The sequence below is a fragment of the Halosimplex aquaticum genome (genome assembly GCF_028747785.1).
GTDB classification, from domain to species: Archaea; Halobacteriota; Halobacteria; order Halobacteriales; family Haloarculaceae; genus Halosimplex; species Halosimplex aquaticum.
This window is the reverse complement of sequence record NZ_CP118158.1, coordinates 772,132-792,196: the sequence shown is the minus strand read 5'-3', so window position 1 is coordinate 792,196 and position 20,065 is coordinate 772,132. Positions and strand designations below refer to the sequence as shown.

Below are 20,065 nucleotides of genomic sequence, written 5' to 3'. Positions count from 1 at the left end.
GCCACCGTCGAACAGTTACGGATCGTCGGGTCGCTGGCCCCCGATTTCAGCTTCTGATAGCCCGGCGCGTATTTTTATAAGCCGGTAGGGCAGAGACCGAGACAACGTGGCGACCAGCAGAACAGGACCGGCGCGCATCTGCGTGACCAACGCGAAGGGCGGGACCGGCAAGACGACCGTGGCGATCAACGTCGCCGGGGCGCTCAACGAGCGCGGCCGCGACGTGCTGTTCGTCGACCTCGACCCGCAGGGTAACGCGACGGAGGGGCTCGGCCTGCTCGACGAGTTCGACTCGGCGCCGCCGACGCTGTTCGACGTGCTGACCGACGGCAGTCAGCGCGACCGGCTCGGCGACCTGATAGTCGACCACCCCGAGATGGACGTGGTCCCGAGCAACATCGACATGCTCCAGGCCGAGCGCGAGCTGACCATCGCAGACCTGGTCGCTCGCGCGACGGCCGGCGACGCCGACATCGACCCCGAAGCGCTGTCGTCGCTCGCGGTCAACGTCACGCCCGACACGGTCACGGGCGGGCACGCGCTCGACACGCTGGACGAGGCGCTCGCGGCGGTCGAGGACGACTACGATTACGTCGTGGTCGACTCGCCGCCGTTCTACGGGAAGCTGACCGACACCGGCATCTTCGCCACCCGGAACGTCCTCGTGCCCGCGCTGACCGAGGCGACCTCGGAGCGGGCCATCGAGCTCCTCATCGACCAGATGGCGGCGCTGGAGTCCCAGGCCGACATCACCGTCGACACGCTGGGCGTGGTCGCCAACCGCGTGGAGACGACGGGCGAGGACGAGACGATGCTCGAGTGGTTCGAGGCGGTCTTCGCGGACGACCCCGTCTGGGAAGTCCGCAAGCGGGTCGCCCTCCAGCGGGCGTTCTCCGCGGGGCAGTCGCTGTTCGCCTACGACCCGTCGGTGGACATGACGGAGGTGTTCCTCGACATCGCGGAGGACCTGGACCGGCAGTTCGGCTACGCGGAGGTTACAGCATGACTGACGACGACGAACGCATGGACCGCGCCCGCCGCATCCGCGAGATGCGAGAGGGTTCCCGGCCACAGGACGACGCATCGAACGACGACCAGCCGGCCGACTCGTCCGCGGACGGCGCCGAGGCCGACGACGCGGACGAACCGGACGCCGACGCGTCCGCCGACCCCGCTCCCGACGGCGGCGACGCGGACCGGGAGGCTGCGTCCGAGGAGGACCAGCCCACGGACGACGCGGACTCCGCAGAGGACGACGGAGAAACGCGGGCCGACGACCCCGCCGACTCGACGGACGACGAGCCCGCCGACGCCGAAGCCGACGACGTATCGGCTGACGCCGACGACGAGTCGGCGGACGGCGAAGCGGTCGACGACGCGGAAGAGGTAGACGACGCGGAGTCCGCGGCCGCCGCGGCGGCGGAGGCGGCCGCGGAGTTGAGCGAGACGGACGAGGGCGGGACGATCCACATCCCCGGCGCGGACGTGGGCGACGTCGAAGTCGACGTCGAAGAGATGGCCCGCCAGGCGGGGCTGAGTTCGGCGGACGGGCCGGACGGCGACGCTGGTGGCGAGGAGGACGACGGCGGCGTCGACCCGGTCGCACCCGGCGCGGCCGGCCGCGCCGAGGGCGCGGAGACCCAGACCGGCGAGGAGACGCGCGTCCTGGAGTTCGCGCTCGGCGACGAGCAGTACTGCCTCGACATCGAGTACGTCGAGGAGATCGTCAAGCGCGAGACGGTGACGCGAGTGCCCAACACCGCCGACTGCGTCGAGGGCGTCGTCGACCTGCGCGGGCAGATCACGACGATCCTCGACCCGAAGGTCCTGCTCGACATCCCCGAGGAGGGGAGCAAGGACCTCATCGTCGTCTTCGACCCCGACGAGTTCGACGACCAGGGGGCGGTCGGCTGGGTCGTCGACGACGTGAATCAGGTCACGCCCATCACCGAGGACGAGGTCAACCCCTCGCCGGTCGACCAGGACCACGTCAACGGCGTCGTCGACCGCGACGGCGAGTTCGTCATCTGGACGACGCCCGAACTCGACCTCGACGAAGCGACCGGGTAGCTCAGTTCGCGTCGCGCCGTTCTGCGGCGTCGTCTTCCTCGCCCTCCGGCCACCCCACTTCTTCCCTGACGAGGTCGACCGCGTTCTCGACGGCGCCGACGCTGGAGAGGTAGCCCGCGCCGACCGACGTTTTCAGCGCCTTCGCCGCTCGACCAGTGACAACGGTCGGGCCGACCTGCGCGACGGCGCCGTCGCCCACGCTGACCAGCCAACCCACGGAGTCGAAGCGGTAGCCGTCCAGCCGGGGCTCGAACCCGCCGTCGCCTGAGCGCTCGTGTTCGACGAGGCGGGCGATGTTGTCGGCAGCGACGCGGGCCTCGCGGATGGCCGCCTGCGCGCTCGCTGGCACGGCTTCCCCGTCGGTGTCGACCACGCGCGCGGCGTCACCGACGACGAACGTGCCGTCCTCGTAGCGGAGCGTGTTGCGGACGACCGGGCGCTCGCCGTCCAGCGCGTCCGGACCGCGGATGCCCCCGGTCCAGACGAACTGGTCGTAGGCCATCGCCTCGCCGTCGGCGAAGGTGATCGCGTCTCCGTCCGCGCCCGCGACGCGGCGGTCGGTCTCGACGCGCACGCCGCGTGTTTCGAGTTCGTCCGCGACGGCCCGCTGGAAGTTCTCCGGGAATCGCGGTGCGACGCTGGCTTCCCGTTCGAGGAGGACTACTTCGGTCGACGCCCCGGCGCCCTCGTCGCTCGCGAGCGCGGCGAGTTCGCCCGCGACCTGCACCCCCGAGAGGCCGGCGCCACCGACGACGATCCGGGCGGGGTCGTCGGCTCCGGCGGATTCGGCGGCGTCGAAGAAGTCCGCGCGGACCCGCTCGGCGTCGGCGAGTCGCTTGAGCGGCGTTCCGTGGGCCTCGACGCCGGGGAGGTCGTAGTAGTTGGTCTCGGCGCCGAGACAGACCGCGCCCACGTCGTAGTCGAGGCGGGACTGGCCGTCCCCGCCGTCGAGCGTCGCGACGCCGGCCGCGGTGTCCACGTCGGTGACCGTCGCTTCGCGGACGGTCGCCCGGTCGAGCACGTCGTCGAGGTCGACGACGATCTCCGCGACGAGGTCCGGGCGGCGCACGACGCGGTGGAGTTCGTGCTGGACGAGGTGGGAGCCGTCCTCGTCGACGACGACCAGTTCGACTTCCTCGGGCAGTTCCGATTCGAGTCGGCGGGCGAGGGTCAGGCCGGCGTATCCGGCGCCGAAGACGGCGACGCGCATGGCGGACCTGCGGCCGCTATCGAGAAAAGCCCACTGACGAACCCGCCGCGGTCGGCTACTCGATCAGGCGTGCGCGGACGCACTCCCACCGCGGCAGGGTGGTGAGCCGCTCGTACTTCTCCGGGTCGACCTCCCGATAGGCGGGGTCGGGCGTCGGTTCGAGGAACCGCTCGATCGCGAACCCGGACTCTGCGAGCGGGTTGAGGTGCTCCGCCAGCGGCCGCCGGTAGTTCCGCGGTTGCATCTCTCCCCAGTCCTGGGTCAGCTTCTCGGTCTCGAAGTACGCCTCGGCGTCGTCGGGCCCGTTCCACCCGGAGACCGGGTTGCCGGTCGAGAAGACGAACCGCCCGTCGGGGCGCAGGACGCGGGCGAACTCCCCGAAGACCGGTCGCCAGTCCGGGATGTGTTCGAGGACGAGCTGGCTGACCACCAGGTCCACGGAATCCTCGTCGAGGAACGTCAGCGGCTCGGTGAGGTCCGCGTGGTAGACCGTCACCGGGTCGTCCGCGTACCGTTCGCGCGCCCGCTCGACCGCCGCCGCCGTGGCGTCGACGGCGACCACCTCGGCGCCTCGCTCGAGGAAGTACTCGGTGTAGTCGCCGATGCCGCAGCCGGCTTCGAGCAGTCGCAGCCCGTCGAGGTCTGGCAGTAGCGACCGCGTCGCCGGCCATTCGAGGTGTCGGCGGTGAGGTTCGTCGCTCCAGTCGGCGTTCTCCTCCGCCATGATCTCGTATGCCTCCCGCGTCGGCTCGTCGATCGGCATGGGATCGTCTACCACAGGGAGCGTGATAACGATATCTGACAGGAACGACCGTGCGGATCACCGCCGCGGGGCCGAGGGACCGGTCATTGAAAGGACTCGCGCCCCTACCGTTCCTATGTACGAGTCCATCCTCGTGCCCACCGACGGTAGCGAGACGTCCGAGTTCGCCGCGGCCCACGCGGTCGCGCTCGCGGACGCCTTCGACGCGACCGTCCACGTCCTCGGCGTCGTCGACGTCGAGGGAGAGGCCGGCCCGTTCGACGCGGGGGGCATCGACGACGAGTTCGTCGATCGGCTGGAGTCCGAGGCCGAAACGGCCGTCGAATCGGTCGCGGAAACGGCCACCGGCCGGCGGGTCGAGACCGCGGTCGTCGACGGCGACCCTGCGGAGACCATCGTGAACTACGCCGCCGAGGAAGGGATCGATCTCGTCGTGATGGGCACCCACGGGCGGACCGGTCTGGACCGAGTCGTGACCGGCAGTACCAGCGCCCAGGTCGTCCGCGAGTCGACGGTTCCCGTGGTGACCGTCCGGGACGTCGACGGGACGCTGACCACCGAGTACGACGACGTGCTGATCCCGACCGACGGGAGCCCCGCCGCCGAGGTGGCCATCGACCACGGGATCGCGGTCGCCGACGCGTTCGACGCGACCGTCCACGCCGTCTACGTGGTCGACACGATGGCGCTGGCGGGCGGCGCCGACACCGCGGTCCCCGGCGGGGGAGGCGGCGGCGGCGCGGCGACCGGCGACATCCTCGAACCGCTCGTGTCCAGCGGCGAGGACGCGACGGAGCGGATCGCCGAGCGAGCCCGCGAGGAGGGGCTCGATGCGACCTCGGAGGTAATCGAGGGGTCGCCCGGCTCGTCGCTCGTCGACTACGTCGACTCCGCGTCCATCGACTTCGTCGCGATGGGGACCCACGGCCGGACCGGCCTCGATCGGGTCCTGCTCGGCAGCACGACCGAGCGCCTGATGCGCCATGCGAACGCCCCCGTGCTGTCGGTCCGGACGGACGAGGACTTGTAGTTCCAGCGCCCGAACGCGCGGTCTCCCTGGCAGAGTTCGACGGCTTTCAGGGGCAACCCGAAGGGGGATGCCCGTATGCGGGGTAGTCGACGTTCAGAGAGAGTATGAGACGGAGACGATTCGTCGCGGCCGTCGGAGCCTTCGTAGCGGCGGGTCTCGCCGGTTGCGGCGAAGCCGGACCGGCCGCCGACAACGAGACAGCGGAGGCCGAAGACGGTCTCGGCGGAGGTGACACGCCCGGATCGTCCGACAGCAGCGGATCGAGCGGCGACACCGAAGCCGAAACCGACGGGATCGCCGGCGGAGACGACGGGATCGGCGACGGCGGCGGGATCGGTGACGGAGACGACGGAATCGGCGACGGAACCGACGACGGGATCGATACCGGAGACGACGGGATCGATACCGGAGACGACGGGATCGGAGCGGAAGCGACGACCGCGAGCGAGGGCGCGACCGATATCGCCGGTGACGGCAGCGACTTCGCGTCCGAGGACGGCGACAGCGTGGGCCACCGCACACCCTGACCGGACGGGGCTCGAACGCCGGGACTCAGAACAGCGCTTCGCTCTCGTCGAGGATCTGCGCCGGGCCGCCGACCTCCCAGACCCGGGTGTCGACGCCGCAGTCGGCGACGACCTCCTCGACGCGGTCGACATGCTCGGCGGTGGTGTTGACGTAGACGCTCGCGCCGGTGTCGACGGAGAAGTAGACGGGCACGTCGTCCTCGCGGAGTTCGCGGACGGCGTTGAAGATCTCGATGGTGCGGGGCTGCCAGTAGACCCACCCGGAGGGGCCGGTCATCGTCGTCGCCGCCAGCGACAGCGAGTCGTGCTCGGCCCGCTCGAAGGCGGCGTCGAAGTCGCCGTCGCGCAGCTCCCCGCGCATCTTCGCGATCTGGCCGTGGATGTGGGCCATCCGCCCCTCGAACATGTGGCTCTCGGCGGCCTCGGCGTGGGCGGAGTCGGTCTCCTTGTAGCTGGGGACCATCCCGGCGACGACGCGGACCTCCGCTTCCAGTTCGTCCGCGACCTCGATCCGCTCCGAGCGACAGTCTTCGTCGTCGGTGCCCGTGCGGAGGTGCGAGTAGGCGCCGGTGACGGCGCGGGCGGCCGAGGCGGACCCGCGGCGGGCGATAGCGGAGACCTCCGGGCGGGACAGATCCAGTCCCGCGGCCTCCGAGAGGGCCATCGCGGCCGCGGCGAACCCGGAGGCCGAGGAGCCGAAGCCGATGTTTGTCGGGAAGGAGTTCTCCGAGGCGAACCGGACGCGGTGGTCGATGCCGGCCCGGTCGCGGACCTCGTCGACGACGCTCCGGATGCGGTCGGCGCCCTTGCCCTCGACGGGCTCGCCGTCGACGACGTACTCGTCTGCCTCGCGGTCGGGGTCGAACTCGACCGTGGTCTTCGTGTGACTCGGCGCGGTGCAGAGGCTGATGGAGTCGTGGTACGGATGGCGGAGTTCCTCGTCGCGCATCCCGTGGTACTTCACCAGTCCCTGGATCGGGTGGGCCTTCGCGGTCGCCTTCATACCCGCAACTCCGCGGGTCCGTACTTTGCTGTTATGGCTCCGGTCCGTCGGACGACGTTCTGCGGTCGGGCGAGTGTCCCGGCAGTGGCTCCTCGTGCGTGAGTATTATCTGTCGTGCGGGGCGATTCTCGCTCATGGAGATCGACCTCGACAGCTTCAGTGCCCGCGACTGGGAGGAGCCAACCGACGCCGACCCGATCCGGTTCGCCATGGTCGGACTCGGGTGGTGGACGCGCGAGCAGGCGATCCCCGCCGTCGAAGACGCTGAGTACTGCACGACGACGGTCCTGGTCAGTTCCAGCACGGAGAAGGCCGAGGACGTCGCGGCCCAGATGGACGGGATCGAGGCGACGCTCACCTACGACGAGTGGGCCGACGGCGCGGCGACCGACGCCTACGACGCGGTGTACATCTGCACGCCGAACGGACTCCACCGCGACAACGTCGAAGCCGCGGCCGAACACGACAAGGCGGTCCTCTGCGAGAAGCCCCTGGAAGCGACCGTCGAGGACGCCCGGGCGACCGTCGACGCCTGCCGGGAGACGGACGTGCCGCTGATGGTCGCCTACCGACTCCAGACGGAACCAACGGTTCGCCGCGCCAGGGAACTGATTCAAAACGGCGCCATCGGCGACGTCGTCTCGATACTCGGGCACATGTCGGACACGATCCTCGACGCCGTGGACGAGACGAGCTGGCGGTTCGACCCCGATCTGGCCGGCGGGACGACGCTCAACGACATCGGGATCTACCCGCTGAACACGATCCGGTTCATCCTGGAGGAGGACCCCCAGGCGGTGTACGCCCGGACGGAGTCCGAACAGCCGGCCTACGAGGGAACCGACGAGCACGCGGCGTTCCAACTGGAGTTCCCCGAGGGTAAACTCGCGTCGTGTACGGTCACCCACAGCGCGACACTGGCCTCGACCCTCCGGTTCGTCGGTACCGAGGGCGAACTGAGCATCGACGGGCTGTTCTTCCCGACCACGAGAAAGGTGCTCCGGGTGTCCGGACCGGACATCGAGGGCGAGTACCGGCCGGAACCGGTCGACCAGATGCACGAGGAGTTCGAGTACTTCGCCAACTATCTCCAGCGCGGTCTCGACCCCGAACCCGACGGCGAACACGGCCTCGTCGACATGCGCGCCATCGAAGCTCTCTACGAGTCCGCCGAGAGCGGCCAGCGCGTCGAACTCGATCTGTGAACGGAATAGCGGTGACGGGCTACTAAGCATCCGGCGCCGAAGGCGCCGGTTCACCGCATCGAGGCCGAAGGCCGAGATGCGGCTTTTTTTCACCCATGTTTTTGGTCGGGGGGTCGCGAACGCAGTGAGCGACCCCCCGGCGAAAAAGATGGTTTAGAGAATCTGGTAACCGCCGTCGACGTAGAGGAGGTGGCCGTTGACGTACGAGGCGTCGTCGGAAGCGAGGAAGAGGTACGCGCCGGCGACCTCGTCGGGCGTCGCCATGCGGCCCATCGGGACGGTCGGCTCGATGTCCTGGCCGCGCAGGTCCGGCAGGTCGGCGTCGTCGAGCAGGAAGCCGTCGCCGAGTTCCTCGTCGACGTCGGGGTTGCCCTGGCCGAAGGTGGTGCGGATGATGCCCGGCGCGACGGCGTTGACGCGGATGTCGTGACGCGCGAGTTCGAGCGCGGCGACGCGGGTGATCATCATCACGGCGCCCTTCGAGGCGTCGTACATCGTGTGGCCGAGCTGGGCGTACTCGGAGCTGATCGAGGCGGTGTTGACGATAGAGCCCTCGACGCCGCGGTCGAGCATGTCACGGGCGGCGGCGCGGCAGCCGGCGAAGACGCCGCGGACGTTGATGGCCATCACTTGGTCGAACTCGTCGGCGTCGGTCTCGGTGAGCGCGGCGTCGCGGTAGATGCCGGCGTTGTTGACCATTACGTCGACGCCGCCGAACTCGCGGGCGGCCTCGACCACCGAGCCGACCTGCTCGGGGTCGGAGACGTCCGTCTCGACGTAGGTGGCCTCGCCGCCCGCGTCCTCGATGGCCTTGTGGGTCGGCGCCGAGAGGTCGTCTTCCTTCGGTTCCTCGCGCATGTCGGCGTTGATCACGGTCGCGCCCGCCTCGCCGTAGCGAAGCGCGACCTCGCGGCCGATGCCGGAGGTCCCGCCGGTCACGATCACCGTCTCGTCCGAGAAGTCGTAGTTCACAGTTCCCATACGTCGATTCCCGGCGTGGGTCCCTTTGTAGCTTTCCGCTCCGGATCCCCGGGATCTATGGTACCGGATGTGGTGAGGGAGAGTATGACAGGACGTGACGGAAACGTGTTGTACGAGCCGCCAGCCGAGGCGCCGGGCGCGGGCGCGATGTACCCGCGCGTCGAGCGGCTGCTGCACGACGACACCGACGGCGAGACGCTGCTCGCGACGTTCGAGCACTACGCGAGCGCCGACCCGGACTGTCCCGACCCGTTCGCCGAGGAGGTGGACGACGCCGTCCCCGAGGACCAGCCGTACTTCCCGATCTACCGGAGCACCGACGGCGGCGAGACCTGGGAGCCGTTCTCGGCCGTCCGCGACACCGAGAACGGCTGGGGCCTGCGCTACCAGCCGGTCCTGTTCGAACTGCCCGAGTCAGTCGGCCCGTGGGAGGCCGGCACGGTGCTGGCCGCCGGCAACTCGATCCCGGACGACCGCTCGCAGACCAAAATCGACGTGTACGCGAGCGAGGACGGCGGCCGTTCGTGGTCCTACGTCAGCACGGTCGCCGAGGGCGGCCGCGCCGTCCCGCAGGCCGGCGAGACGCCGGTCTGGGAACCCGAGTTCGCGCTCGACGCCGACCGCGAACTCGTCTGCTACTTCGCGGACGAACGCCACAGCGACGAGGGATACAACCAGCTCGTCGGTCACCGGCGCTCGGTCGACGGGGGACAGACGTGGGAAGCGGAGGTCTTCGACGCGGTCGTCCCCAACGGCGAGGACCGGCCGGGGATGCCCGTTGTCACGCGACTCCCGGATGGCCGGTACGTGCTGACCTTCGAGGTCGTCGGTCCGGGCGAGGAGGGCGGCGTCTTCGTCAAGACGTCGCCGGACGGTCGCGACTGGGGAGACCCCGAAGACCTCGGATCACCGGTCGAGACCGACGAGGGCGAGCAACTCACGAACGGCCCGTACGTGACCTGGACGCCCGCCGGTGGTTCCGACGGGGCTGCCGATCCGGACCGTGCCGACGGGGCCGTCGTGGCGTCGGCGAAGACGCTCCGGACCGACGCGAACGAGCAGGCGTCCGGGAGCGGGGAGACGCTCCTCGCGACGACCGACTTCGAGGACTTCGACGACTGGGACCGCGTGTCGGCACCGCTCGCGTTCGAAGACGAGTTCGACGCCGGCCACGGGACGGTCGGCTGGACGACGCCGCTGCTGCCGTCGGCCGACGGCGAAAAGTTACTCCAGCTGACCTCGACGCACGTCGCCGACGGCCGCTGTGAGATCCGCTACGCGTCGGCGCCGCTCGACCTGCCCTGAGCGTTCGGCCGCGCTGCGGTTCCCGATCCCCTACTCGTCTTTCCACTTGATCGAGCAGCCGCGACTCGGTTTGAACTCGTCATCGATGTCCTCGCCGGCGAGCAGGCGGTCGACGAGGTCCTTCATCTCCCGCTCGGTCGGCTCGTCGTCGGGGTTGAGCGCGTCGTCCAGCCGGCCGTGGTAGGCGAGGCGGAACTCGCCGTCGACCTCCTCGAAGAGGAACGGGTCGGGCGTGCAGGTCGCGCCGTAAGCGGCAGCGACCTCCTGGCTCTCGTCGCGCAGGTAGGCGTCGTACTGCACCTCGCCGCGCTCGACGTACTCCTCCATCTTCTCGACGGAGTCCTCGGGGTACTCCTCGGCGTCGTTGGGGTTGATCCCGACGACGGCCACGTCGTACTCGTCGGCGAGGGCGTTCAGCTCGTCGAACTTCGCCTGGGCGTACGGACAGTGGTTACAGGTGAACACGAGCAACAGCGCCTCGTTGTCGGCGAAGTCGTCGAGGGCGTGGGTCTCCCCGTCCACGCCGGGCAGTTCGAAGTCCGGTGCGGCGTCGCCGCGGTCGAGCGCGTCTTCCTCGGAGTCGAGTGCGACCATGACGGGCGGGGGTACGGAGGCCGGGAGAATGACGTTTTGGGTGGGGGGCCCGCCGTGCGCGCGACGGCTCCGGCCGATGCCTGCACCACTATTAGGGAGACGACGGCCGATGGGGACCTATGGTCGACGACCACCGAGCGAACGCGGTCAAGGACAGAGTCGAAGCCGGCGAGGTCGCCCTGGGCGTCCTCGACAACACGTACAGCCCGACGCTGATCGAGTTCTACGGGGAACTGGGCGTCGACTTCGTCTGGATCGACTTCGAACACGGCGGCCCGAGCCCGTGGGACGCGAACGCGGTCGAGGGACTGCTCCGCGCCGCCGAGGGGACGGGCACGGAAGTCCTCGCGCGCGTCCCGACGACAGAGCCGGCGCTCGTCCGGAAAGTGCTGGACGCCGGCGTCAGAAACGTCTTCCTCTCGCGCGTGCAGGACGCCGAGGAAGTCGAGCGGGCGGCGCGGGCGGCCCGCTTCGAGTACGACGGCGAACCGGGCGACCGCGGCATGGCGAACCCGCGAGCGCGTCGCTGGGGGCTCGCCGAGGACTACGTCGCGACGGAGGACGAGGAGGTCTTCTTCGGCGTGACCATCGAGAACCGGGAAGCCGTCGACGCCATCGACGACATCGTCGCGGTCCCGGAACTCGACTTCGTCTTCGCCGGTCCGCTCGACCTCTCGGTGTCGCTCGGCCACCCCGGCGAACTCGACCACGACGAGGTCAGCGAGGGGATCGAACGGGTCCGCTCGACGGCCGTCGACGCCGACGTGGCCCTGGGGGGTCTCGGCTTCGGGATGGACGACGTCAACGAGAAGGCCGAGAACGGCTACCAGATCCTCCACGTCGGGAGCACGACGGGCGCGCTGAAGTCCGCGGTCACCGGCTGGCTCGACGGCTTCGAGGGATCCCGGTCGGCCGAGTAGTCGACGGTCGCGGGCCCGCTGTGCGGGTCGAAGGGGAGCGGAATCGGCGAGAGAGGAATCGGCTGGACCGCCGTTCAGTCCGTCCGGGACCGATAGGCGTCCTCGAACGCCGCGGCGGCGGCCAGCAGGTCGGAGTCGGCGACGACGCGGTAGCGCGGTTCGCCCTCGTCGTCCGACGGGGCGACTTCGGTTTCGAGGACGCCGAGGTCGACGAACGCCGCGATCAGGTCGTTCAGGTACAGCGTCTTCAGCGGAACGCCCGAGCGTTCGGCGAGTTCCGATCGGGTGTAGGTGTCGTCCGCGTCCAGGTCGACGAGGGCCCCGAACAGCTTCGCGGCCCCGTCGCTGTCGGCGACGAAGGCCCAGCCGCCCGCGGCGTCCCCCGCGTCGTCGGAGGGGTCGGTATCGAGCATACTGAGCGCCTATGTGAGACGTGCGGATAAAGCCGCATGTCCCGGCAGCGTGCGACTCCCTCCCGGGATGGAGAAACCCTTTTGTTCGCAGTGGGCCGGTAGGTAGGTATGAGCGACCGCGAGGAGATACTGGCGTTGCTCCGCGAGAACGCGCGGTACTCGACCGAGGACCTGGCCCGACAGACCGGCCTCGACGCAGCGGACGTCGAGGCGGTCGTCGAAGAGCTGGAGAGCGAGGGCGTGATCAAGGGCTACCAGGCCGTCGTCGACTGGGACAAGGTCGAGCCCGAACGCGTCCGCGCGGCCGTCGAGTTGAACGTGACCCTCGACCGCGAGACCGGCTACGACGACATCGCCGAGCGCCTCGCGAAGTTCCCCGAAGTGCAGGGCCTCCGGCTGGTCAGCGGCGACTTCGACTTCGCCATGGAGGTCGAGGGCGACTCGATGAGCGAGGTCTCCCGGTTCATCAGCGAGAAGGTGGCGCCCGTCCCCGAGATCACCCAGACGGTGACCCACTACATCATGGAGAGCTACAAGGAGCGCGGCGTCGAGTTCGGGGACGGCCACGACGACGACCGCCTGTCGATCTCGCCATGACGTTCGACCCGACCGACCGCGTCGCCTCGGTACCCCCCTCGGGCATCCGCCGCTTCTTCGAACTCGCCGAGGAGTACGACGACATCATCTCGCTGGGCGTCGGCGAACCCGACTTCGCCCCGCCGTGGGCCGCCCGCGACGCCGCCATCGCCTCCCTGGAGCGCGGGCAGACCTCGTACACGGCCAACCGCGGGATGTCGGAGCTACGCGACCGGATCGCCGTCGACGCGTCCGAGCGATACGGCCTGGAGTACGACCCGGACGAGGAGATCCTCGTCACCTCCGGCGCGAGCGAGGCCGTCGATCTGGCGTTCCGGGCGTTCCTCGACCACGGCGACTCGGTCGCCATCGCCCAGCCCTGTTACGTCTCGTACGTGCCCGGCGCGCGCTTCGCGGGCGCCGACGTGATCGACGTGCCGACGCGGGCCGCAGACGAGTTCAAACTCACCCGCGAAGTGCTGGAGTCGTCCGGCGCCGCCGAGGCCGACGCGCTCGTCATGTGCTACCCGAACAACCCGACCGGCGCGACGATGACGCGAGAAGAACTGGAGCCGGTCGCCGAGTTCGCCCGCGAGCACGACCTGCTCGTGTTCTCGGACGAGATATACTCGGAGCTCACCTACGAGCACGACCACGCCTCGATCGCGACGCTGCCCGGGATGCGCGAGCGGACCATCGTCTTCAACGGCTTCTCGAAGGCCTACGCGATGACGGGCCTGCGACTCGGCTACGCGCTCGCGCCGCCAGCGGCCACCGAGGCGATGAACCGGATCCACCAGTACACGATGCTGTCGGCGCCGACGACCGCCCAGCACGCCGCCGTGGAGGCCCTGGAGAGCTGCGACGACGAGGTCCGGGAGATGCGCGCCCAGTACGACCGCCGCCGGAACTTCGTCCTCTCGCGGTTCGAGGAGATGGGGATCGACTGCTTCCCGGCCGCGGGCGCCTTCTACGCCTTCCCCGAGTGCCCGTGGGACGACAGCGACGCCTTCGCCGAAGCCCTCCTCGAAGAGGAGCGAGTCGCGGTCGTCCCGGGCAACGTGTTCGGGGCCGGCGGGCAGGGTCACCTACGCGTCTCCTACGCGACCGGCCTCGGTGATCTCAAGGAAGCGATGACCCGCATTGAATCGTTTATCAATTGACACCATTCGGAAGTATTTATCCCCTAACTGGAAGTAGGGGCCGTATACGGCCGTCTTATCGGCGTTACGCGGAATTATCGGCGACAACCTCGTGGGCGTAAAGCTTTTTCTGTCTTACCAGTAGTTAGCCTGTAATGGCAATTGATGGTACGGGGGGCAACGAGTCAGACCAGGTCGGGTCAGGGGGCGACCGGTTCTCCGGGGGCGGCCCGACCGTCGGCGAGTACACGTGGAACGACCTGCGGCGGGACGTGCATACGGGCGGCAGGTTCGACCGGAGCGAGTACCTGGGCTTCGACCCGCTGGACATCGAGGACAAGCTCCAGTCGGGCGCGAGCGCGGCGAAGACGCTCGACCAGGTCTGGGGCGACCGGATCGAGGCCGAACGCTCGTTCGTCGTCAAGGACCGCTACACCTGGGAGCACTTCAAGCAGGAGTACTACTACGACGAGGACGGGGAGATCCCCCGTGACAGCGACGGGGAGAAGATCCCCTTCGAACCCGAGGAGCACCTCGGGTTCGACCCGGACGAGACGGAGGACCGACTGAGCGAAGGGGGGAACGCCGCCGAACGGCTGTCGGCCATCGTCGACGAGCGGACGGTCGACGTGAACCCCGACCTCGACGAGGACGCCTTCTTCTCGACGGTCGACGGGCACACGACGGTCGTCAACCGCTACGACCTGGAGAAGGCCGTCCCGCTGGAGAAGAAGGCCCACTTCGTCGAGGTCGAGCGCTACTGGGTGAACAAGCCCTACGCCTGCGTCGTCATCTTCCACTCCCGCAAGGAGAACGAGAAGAAGTACTACGCCATCGAGCCCTACGAGAACGACATCGAGTCCGACCTCGTCAGCTTCCTCTCGGGCAAGCTCAGATCCGCCATCAAGTACTCCGACGACGACGTCGTCGTCGAGGGATCGGAGGCCGACCGCGCCAACGTCATCCAGCGCGAGACCGAGCGCCTGCTCGAACGCTACGACCTCTACACGCCCGGGCAACAGGGGGACCTCGGGATCATGGACCAGTTCAAGGAGGCGCTCGGCATGGAAGTCGGTATCGAGACGCAAGGCGGAGAACTCGACGGTATCGAGGCGCGGCCCGAGCCGGTCGTCATCGAGGACGACCCGAAGACGCTCAACGAGTACCAGGTCGAGAAACTGCTCTACCGCCTCAAACGGGACTTCGTCGGCTACGCGCGGATCGACCCCGTCAAACACGACATCAACGTCGAGGACATCTCCTGCGACGGGTACAACTCCCGCGTGTTCGTCTACCACACGGAGTACGAGAACATCATCACGAACGTCGAGCACGGCAAGCAGTCGCTCGACGACTTCGTCGTCAAACTCGCCCAGCGGTCGGGCAAGGGCATCTCGAAGCGGCAGCCGCAGGTCGACGCGACCCTGCCGGACGGGTCGCGCGCCCAGTTGACCCTGGGCGAGGAGGTCTCCGACCACGGGACCAACTACACCATCCGTCAGTTCAAGGACGTCCCGTTCACGCCGGTGGACCTCATCAACTGGAACACGTTCTCGCTCGACGAGATGGCGTTCCTCTGGCTGTGCATCGAGAACAACAAGTCGATGATCTTCGCCGGAGGTACCGCCTCGGGGAAGACGACGTCGCTGAACGCCATCTCCCTGTTCATCCCGAGCAACGCGAAGATCGTCTCCATCGAGGACACCCGCGAGGTCGAACTGCCCCAGCGTAACTGGGTCGCCTCCGTGACTCGCCCCTCGTTCGGCGAGGACGACAAGGGCGACGTCGACGAGTTCGACCTGCTGGAGGCCGCACTGCGTCAGCGCCCCGACTACATCGTCATGGGCGAGGTGCGCGGGGAGGAAGGTCGCGACCTCTTCCAGGTCATGTCGACCGGGCACACGGCCTACTCCACCTTCCACGCCGACACCGTCGGCGAGGTCATCAAGCGGTTCACGACCGAGCCGATCAACGTCTCGAAGACGCTGTTCACGGCGCTGGACCTGGTGTCCATCCAGACCCAGACGCGGGTCGACGGCAACAAGGTCCGCCGGAACAAGAACCTCACCGAGATCAACGAGTACTCCGCGGAGCACGACGAGATCAACGTCCGCGACGTCTACGAGTGGCAGGCCGAGACCGACGAGTTCCTCCAGATGGGCAACTCCAACACGCTGGAGGAGCTCAAGTTCGACCGCGGGTGGAAACAGGAACGGCTCGACGAGGAGCTGTTCATGCGGAAGGTCGTCCTCGCGTACCTCATCGAGCAGAACCTCAACACCTACACGGAGGTCGCGGCCGCCGTCCAGGCGTTCATCAACGACCCGGACACCATCATGGCCCTCATCGCCGAGGACAAACTGGAGCGCTCGCTCGAGGACCTCCGGGAGATGGAGTCGGTCAAGATCAACATCGACCCGGAGAAAGAGGAGATGGTCCCGCGGCCGGACCCGCCGGCGGAGATGCTCGACGAGGCCGGCGACATCCTGGAGAACGCGCAGCCGCTGTTCCAGCAGTTCCGCGACAAGGAGACCTCGGACATCGTGAGCGCGCTGACGGGCTCGGGCGTCGACGAGGAGGAGACCGACATCACGCCCGTCGAGAAAGAGGACGACGACGAGATCGACTTCAGCGAGTTCGTGCCCGCGGCCGGTGCGGAGGCTGACGAGGCATGAGCCTCGGGCGCGAGTCCAAGCAGCTCGGCGGCGCGAACACCGTCGGGGACACGTTCTACCCGCTCTACCAGACGCTGTTCGACGAGGACGGCGACTTCGTCAAGGGCATCGACGACAAGCTCGCCGAAGCGCGGATGGACGACAACGTCGAGATGTACATCTCGCGCGCGCTGGCGGTCGGCACCGTCGCCGGCGTGACCCTCTGGCTGCTCGGGATGTTACTCGGGTACCTGATCGTCCAGATGCTCGGCATCACCAACCCCGAGTTCATCGGCCTCCGGCTGCCCGATTCGATCCGGCCGGTCGTCTCGGCGCTGAAGGTCCCCGCGATCATCTTCGTCTCGGGGATCGTCTTCGGCGCCATCGGGTTCGGGGTCGGCTTCGGCTCGCTCGTCTCGATACCGTACTTCCGGTCGAACGCGCGCAAACGCGAGATAAACGTCCTCCTCTCCGACTCGATCGCCTTCATGTACGCCCTCTCCGTGGGCGGTCTCAACCAGCTCGAAATCCTGCAGGCGATGGCCCAGGCCGACGACACCTACGGCGAGGTGGCCAAGGAGTTCCAGTCGCTCGTCCTCGAGACGGAGTACTTCGACACCGACTACCGGACGGCGATCCGCAACCAGGCGCTGGAGACGCCCAGCGACGAACTCAGCCAGTTCCTGACGGACATGCTCTCTATCGTCGACTCCGGCGGGGACATGACTTCGTTCCTCGAGGACCAGAAGGACAAGCACATGCGGACGGCCAAGCAGGAGCAGAAGAAGATGCTGGACACGCTGGAGTTGTTCGGCGAGATGTACATGACGCTCTCGCTGTTCCCGCTCCTGCTCATCATCATCCTCGTCATCATGAGCATGATGTCCTCGGGGTCGAAGATGGACATGATGATGGGGACGGTCTACGGGCTCATCCCGCTGACCGGCGTCGGGTTCCTCGTGCTCACCTCGACGGTCACCCAGGACTCCATCGGCGACGGCTACCTCCGCCCCGACCGGGACGCCGAGGAGACCTACTCGGAGGCCGACGACGGGCTCCTGAGTCTCGGCCTCGTCGAGGGGTACACGGGCACCTACGGCGTCTTCGACCGCATCAAGAGCCGCGAGGGGACCTACCGCGCGACGGAGATCCTCAAGCGGCCCCACATCTTCTTCCGGGACAACCCGCTGTTCGTCCTCGGCTTTACGATCCCGATAACGATCGCCTTCTTCGCGGTCGTCGTCATCTTCCACCTGGCGCCGATGACCATCTCGGAGCTCGTCGTCCCGGTGGGCGCCGACGTGCCGGACAAGCTCAACACGCCGGACAAGCGGTGGACCTACCCGGTCATCACGGGGACGTTCATGTGGGTCTACGTCCCGATCTACGTGAACCTACTGCCGCTCGCGGTCTTCTACGAGTGGAACCTCCGGACCCGCCGGAGCGTCGTCGGTAACCTCTCCGAGAACCTCCGGAAGCTCGCCAGCGCCAACGACACCGGGATGACCCTCCTCGAATCGATCCGGGTCGTCGCCGACACCTCCTCGGGCCGCATGGCCGACGAGCTTGAGACGATGCACGCGAAGGTCAACTACGGCACCAGCCTCAAGAACGCGCTCCGGGAGTTCAACAACCGCTATCACATCCCCCGGCTCGCCCGGACGGTCAAGCTGATCAGCGAGGCCCAGGAGGCGTCCAGCCAGATCCAGGACGTGCTCTCGACGGCCGCGCAGGCCTCGGAGAACCAGGACGACATCGACCTGGAGCGCAAGTCGCGCACGCGGATGCAGATGGTCATCATCATCATGACCTACCTCACCCTGCTGGGCGTGATGGCGCTTCTGAAGATCAAGTTCCTCAACGTGATGGCGGACCTGGCCAGCCAGTCCGCCTCGTCGGGCGGTGGCGGCAGTCAAGCGCCCGGCGGGAACTTCAGCGGCGTCAACACGCACATGCTCTCGGTGCTGTTCTTCCACGCCGTCGTCCTGCAGGCGCTCCTGTCCTCGTTCATCGCGGGGTACATCCGCGACGTGAGCCTGCTCGCCGGCGTCAAGTTCGCCGTGGTGCTCCCGACGATCGCACTCGTGGTCTGGTACGTCGTCACGCTCATGTCGTGACGCGACCGGCCCCGTTCTCTCCGCCGTAGGCTGTCGCCACGAGTCCGGCGTACCCCGGCAACGCCCTTAGGTACGCGAGGGCCCAACCGAACCTATGGAGGCCCCATCCACGCTCCAGTCAGCCGCGGCCGAGGACGAGGACATCGCGATCACCCGCCGAGACGTCGACGGGCAGACGGTAATCGTCGTCGACTTCGGCGAGCAGGTCGACGCCAAGCTCGACGTCGTGGGTGACACGGCCATCGTCGTCGCCGGCGACCGGCAGTTCGAGTTCGAGGTCACCGACGAGGTGACCGACCTGTCGGTCAACGACGGGATGCTCACTCTCAGGTCCTGAATCAGCTATTCCGTCGCTGCGCGGACCGACACGGCTTCCGCTCCGTCTTCTTCCCGCTCACCGCCCGATAGCGCCGTCTGTCGCGGTCGGCTACTCGTCGAGTTCGTCTGTCGCGGTCGGCTCGTCAGTCGTCGCGGTCGAGCCGCCGGGTGCGGTCGTCCCATTCGGCGCCGTCGTCCCCGGCTGGACCGGTTCCGGCGTCGACCGTCGCGATACGTTCCCAATCCAAGTGGGCGCCCGCGGCGTCGACTCGCCCACGCCGCTGTAGTCGTATCGGAAGCTCACGTCGGACCGGTCGCCCCCGACGAAGCGATCGTACTCGACCGACAGCGACCGGACGAATCCGTCGGGCGTCACGTACGCCGTCGCGCTGTAGTTGCGGATCGCGACCGACGACGACGCGAGCGTGTCGGGGACCGGTCCGTCGGCGGTGTAGAGACGGTAGTAGGTCTGGCCCCCGCGCTCGACGGTCGTCACGGCGAACCTCGCTCCGTTGAGGAACCGCCGGATGGCGGCGTCTGCGAAGACGTACTGGCTATGGTCGCCCGGGACCTCGATCAGGTCGTAGCGCGTCTCGTTGCCCTCCGTCGAGCGCAGGAACCCGCCCGACTCGTTGACGTACAGCGACGTGTTCGCGCCGGAGCCGAGGCTGGCCTGCTGGACGAAGAAGCTCCCGTTGCCGACGACGGCTCGACGGGTGAACACCCCGCCGAGGAAGTCCTGTTCGCCTGTGTCGTAGTCGACGAACCAGGTGTACGACCGGTTCTCGACGTACGCGCTGTGCGCCCGGGCGAGTTCGATGGCGTTGACTGACCCGTCCGCGCTGACGCCCGGCGGGAGGTCGGCAGCTGTTGCCGTGGCGGTCGCACCCCCGTCGGCGTCGGTTACCGGAACGGGCGTGACGGTGTCCGTCGGGGCGCCCTGCTGGCTGTCGCTCCCGAACGGAACTGCGCTACACCCCGACAGGAGAACAAGCGCCACGAGGACGACCGCCCGTTTTCCCATTGGGCGACGCTACGGACCTGAGGTACAATACGGCTTCGGCGGGTGAAGTCGCGTCGAGGGAACTGTGGTAGAGCGTTAACCGCCGGCATCCGCGCCGAGGGGAACGATGCGTACCGTACGCGAGCGCGGAGCGTTCGCGGCTTCCCGAGTTTCTGTGGACGAGGTCCCGTAACGAGCCGACGGCTCGCGAGGAACCCCACAGGAAGAAGTGGT

19 protein-coding genes are annotated in these 20,065 nt (G+C 68.2%); 12 read left to right on the top strand and 7 right to left on the bottom strand.

The genetic code is table 11. The features are described from left to right. Positions 1 to 106: 106 nt before the first annotated feature. Together PSC72_RS03875 and PSC72_RS03870 are read left to right on the top strand one after the other, a co-directional pair. Positions 107 to 1,006 carry a ParA family protein gene (locus PSC72_RS03875; RefSeq protein WP_274324576.1) on the top strand — a complete coding sequence of 300 codons (900 nt, stop codon included), beginning with the start codon at positions 107 to 109 and terminating at the stop codon, positions 1,004 to 1,006. Continuing rightward, a complete protein-coding gene (locus tag PSC72_RS03870) occupies positions 1,003 to 2,070 on the top strand; it encodes a chemotaxis protein CheW (RefSeq protein WP_274324575.1) in 1,068 nt (355 codons plus the stop codon). Before PSC72_RS03875 ends, PSC72_RS03870 begins: the two co-directional genes overlap by 4 nt. A 1-nt stretch (position 2,071) precedes the next feature. Here PSC72_RS03870 and PSC72_RS03865 read toward each other — a convergent pair whose 3' ends face one another. Together PSC72_RS03865 and PSC72_RS03860 are read right to left on the bottom strand one after the other, a co-directional pair. Further along, positions 2,072 to 3,280 carry an NAD(P)/FAD-dependent oxidoreductase gene (locus PSC72_RS03865; protein ID WP_274324574.1) on the bottom strand — a complete coding sequence of 403 codons (1,209 nt, stop codon included), beginning with the start codon at positions 3,278 to 3,280 and terminating at the stop codon, positions 2,072 to 2,074. Positions 3,281 to 3,335: 55 nt separating this feature from the next. Beyond that, the gene (locus tag PSC72_RS03860) at positions 3,336 to 4,043 is read right to left on the bottom strand and encodes a class I SAM-dependent methyltransferase (protein WP_274324573.1); all 708 of its coding nucleotides are present in this window, start codon (positions 4,041 to 4,043) and stop codon (positions 3,336 to 3,338) included. 115 nt (positions 4,044 to 4,158) lie between these two features. Here PSC72_RS03860 and PSC72_RS03855 point away from each other — a divergent pair, with 115 nt between their 5' ends. Beyond that, positions 4,159 to 5,073: a universal stress protein gene (locus tag PSC72_RS03855; protein WP_274324572.1), complete on the top strand. Its 915-nt coding sequence runs from the start codon at positions 4,159 to 4,161 to the stop codon at positions 5,071 to 5,073. 104 nt (positions 5,074 to 5,177) lie between these two features. Beyond that, positions 5,178 to 5,600 (top strand): hypothetical protein, encoded by a 423-nt coding sequence (locus PSC72_RS03850; RefSeq protein WP_274324571.1) that lies wholly within the window; start codon positions 5,178 to 5,180, stop codon positions 5,598 to 5,600. A 25-nt stretch (positions 5,601 to 5,625) separates the two neighbouring features. Here PSC72_RS03850 and mvaD read toward each other — a convergent pair whose 3' ends face one another. Next, a complete protein-coding gene (gene mvaD / locus PSC72_RS03845; RefSeq protein ID WP_274324570.1) occupies positions 5,626 to 6,603 on the bottom strand; it encodes a phosphomevalonate decarboxylase MvaD in 978 nt (325 codons plus the stop codon). Positions 6,604 to 6,737: 134 nt separating this feature from the next. Between mvaD and gfo6 the strand changes: the two genes are divergently transcribed. Continuing rightward, positions 6,738 to 7,808 carry a D-xylose 1-dehydrogenase Gfo6 gene (gene gfo6 / locus PSC72_RS03840; RefSeq protein ID WP_274324569.1) on the top strand — a complete coding sequence of 357 codons (1,071 nt, stop codon included), beginning with the start codon at positions 6,738 to 6,740 and terminating at the stop codon, positions 7,806 to 7,808. A 153-nt stretch (positions 7,809 to 7,961) separates the two neighbouring features. On the opposite strand, the gene PSC72_RS03835 is transcribed toward gfo6, so the two are convergent. Then, positions 7,962 to 8,789 (bottom strand): SDR family NAD(P)-dependent oxidoreductase, encoded by an 828-nt coding sequence (locus PSC72_RS03835; RefSeq protein ID WP_274324568.1) that lies wholly within the window; start codon positions 8,787 to 8,789, stop codon positions 7,962 to 7,964. A gap of 84 nt (positions 8,790 to 8,873) precedes the next feature. Here PSC72_RS03835 and PSC72_RS03830 point away from each other — a divergent pair, with 84 nt between their 5' ends. Continuing rightward, on the top strand, positions 8,874 to 10,094 hold the full coding sequence (locus tag PSC72_RS03830; protein ID WP_274324567.1) for a sialidase family protein: 1,221 nt from the start codon (positions 8,874 to 8,876) through the stop codon (positions 10,092 to 10,094). 30 nt (positions 10,095 to 10,124) lie between these two features. On the opposite strand, the gene PSC72_RS03825 is transcribed toward PSC72_RS03830, so the two are convergent. After that, positions 10,125 to 10,688 (bottom strand): thioredoxin family protein, encoded by a 564-nt coding sequence (locus PSC72_RS03825; RefSeq protein WP_274324566.1) that lies wholly within the window; start codon positions 10,686 to 10,688, stop codon positions 10,125 to 10,127. A 119-nt stretch (positions 10,689 to 10,807) separates the two neighbouring features. Between PSC72_RS03825 and PSC72_RS03820 the strand changes: the two genes are divergently transcribed. Beyond that, complete coding sequence (locus PSC72_RS03820; protein ID WP_274324565.1) at positions 10,808 to 11,608, top strand: HpcH/HpaI aldolase family protein; 801 nt, start codon at positions 10,808 to 10,810, stop codon at positions 11,606 to 11,608. A 74-nt stretch (positions 11,609 to 11,682) separates the two neighbouring features. Here PSC72_RS03820 and PSC72_RS03815 read toward each other — a convergent pair whose 3' ends face one another. Continuing rightward, a complete protein-coding gene (locus PSC72_RS03815) occupies positions 11,683 to 12,021 on the bottom strand; it encodes a hypothetical protein (RefSeq protein ID WP_274324564.1) in 339 nt (112 codons plus the stop codon). 108 nt (positions 12,022 to 12,129) lie between these two features. Between PSC72_RS03815 and PSC72_RS03810 the strand changes: the two genes are divergently transcribed. The 5 genes from PSC72_RS03810 to PSC72_RS03790 all read left to right on the top strand — a co-directional run bounded on the left by PSC72_RS03810 (position 12,130) and on the right by PSC72_RS03790 (position 18,847). After that, a complete protein-coding gene (locus tag PSC72_RS03810; protein ID WP_274324563.1) occupies positions 12,130 to 12,618 on the top strand; it encodes an Lrp/AsnC family transcriptional regulator in 489 nt (162 codons plus the stop codon). Further along, positions 12,615 to 13,760, top strand: coding sequence for a pyridoxal phosphate-dependent aminotransferase (locus tag PSC72_RS03805; RefSeq protein WP_274324562.1), 1,146 nt, complete (start codon positions 12,615 to 12,617; stop codon positions 13,758 to 13,760). The genes PSC72_RS03810 and PSC72_RS03805 overlap by 4 nt, the downstream gene beginning before the upstream one ends. A 134-nt stretch (positions 13,761 to 13,894) precedes the next feature. Continuing rightward, complete coding sequence (locus PSC72_RS03800) at positions 13,895 to 16,414, top strand: type II/IV secretion system ATPase subunit (RefSeq protein ID WP_274324561.1); 2,520 nt, start codon at positions 13,895 to 13,897, stop codon at positions 16,412 to 16,414. Beyond that, on the top strand, positions 16,411 to 18,510 hold the full coding sequence (locus PSC72_RS03795; RefSeq protein ID WP_274324560.1) for a type II secretion system F family protein: 2,100 nt from the start codon (positions 16,411 to 16,413) through the stop codon (positions 18,508 to 18,510). The genes PSC72_RS03800 and PSC72_RS03795 overlap by 4 nt, the downstream gene beginning before the upstream one ends. Positions 18,511 to 18,604: 94 nt before the next feature. Further along, positions 18,605 to 18,847, top strand: coding sequence for a hypothetical protein (locus tag PSC72_RS03790; RefSeq protein WP_274324559.1), 243 nt, complete (start codon positions 18,605 to 18,607; stop codon positions 18,845 to 18,847). A gap of 90 nt (positions 18,848 to 18,937) precedes the next feature. On the opposite strand, the gene PSC72_RS03785 is transcribed toward PSC72_RS03790, so the two are convergent. After that, positions 18,938 to 19,852 carry a hypothetical protein gene (locus PSC72_RS03785; protein WP_274324558.1) on the bottom strand — a complete coding sequence of 305 codons (915 nt, stop codon included), beginning with the start codon at positions 19,850 to 19,852 and terminating at the stop codon, positions 18,938 to 18,940. Between the last annotated feature and the right edge of the window lie 213 nt (positions 19,853 to 20,065).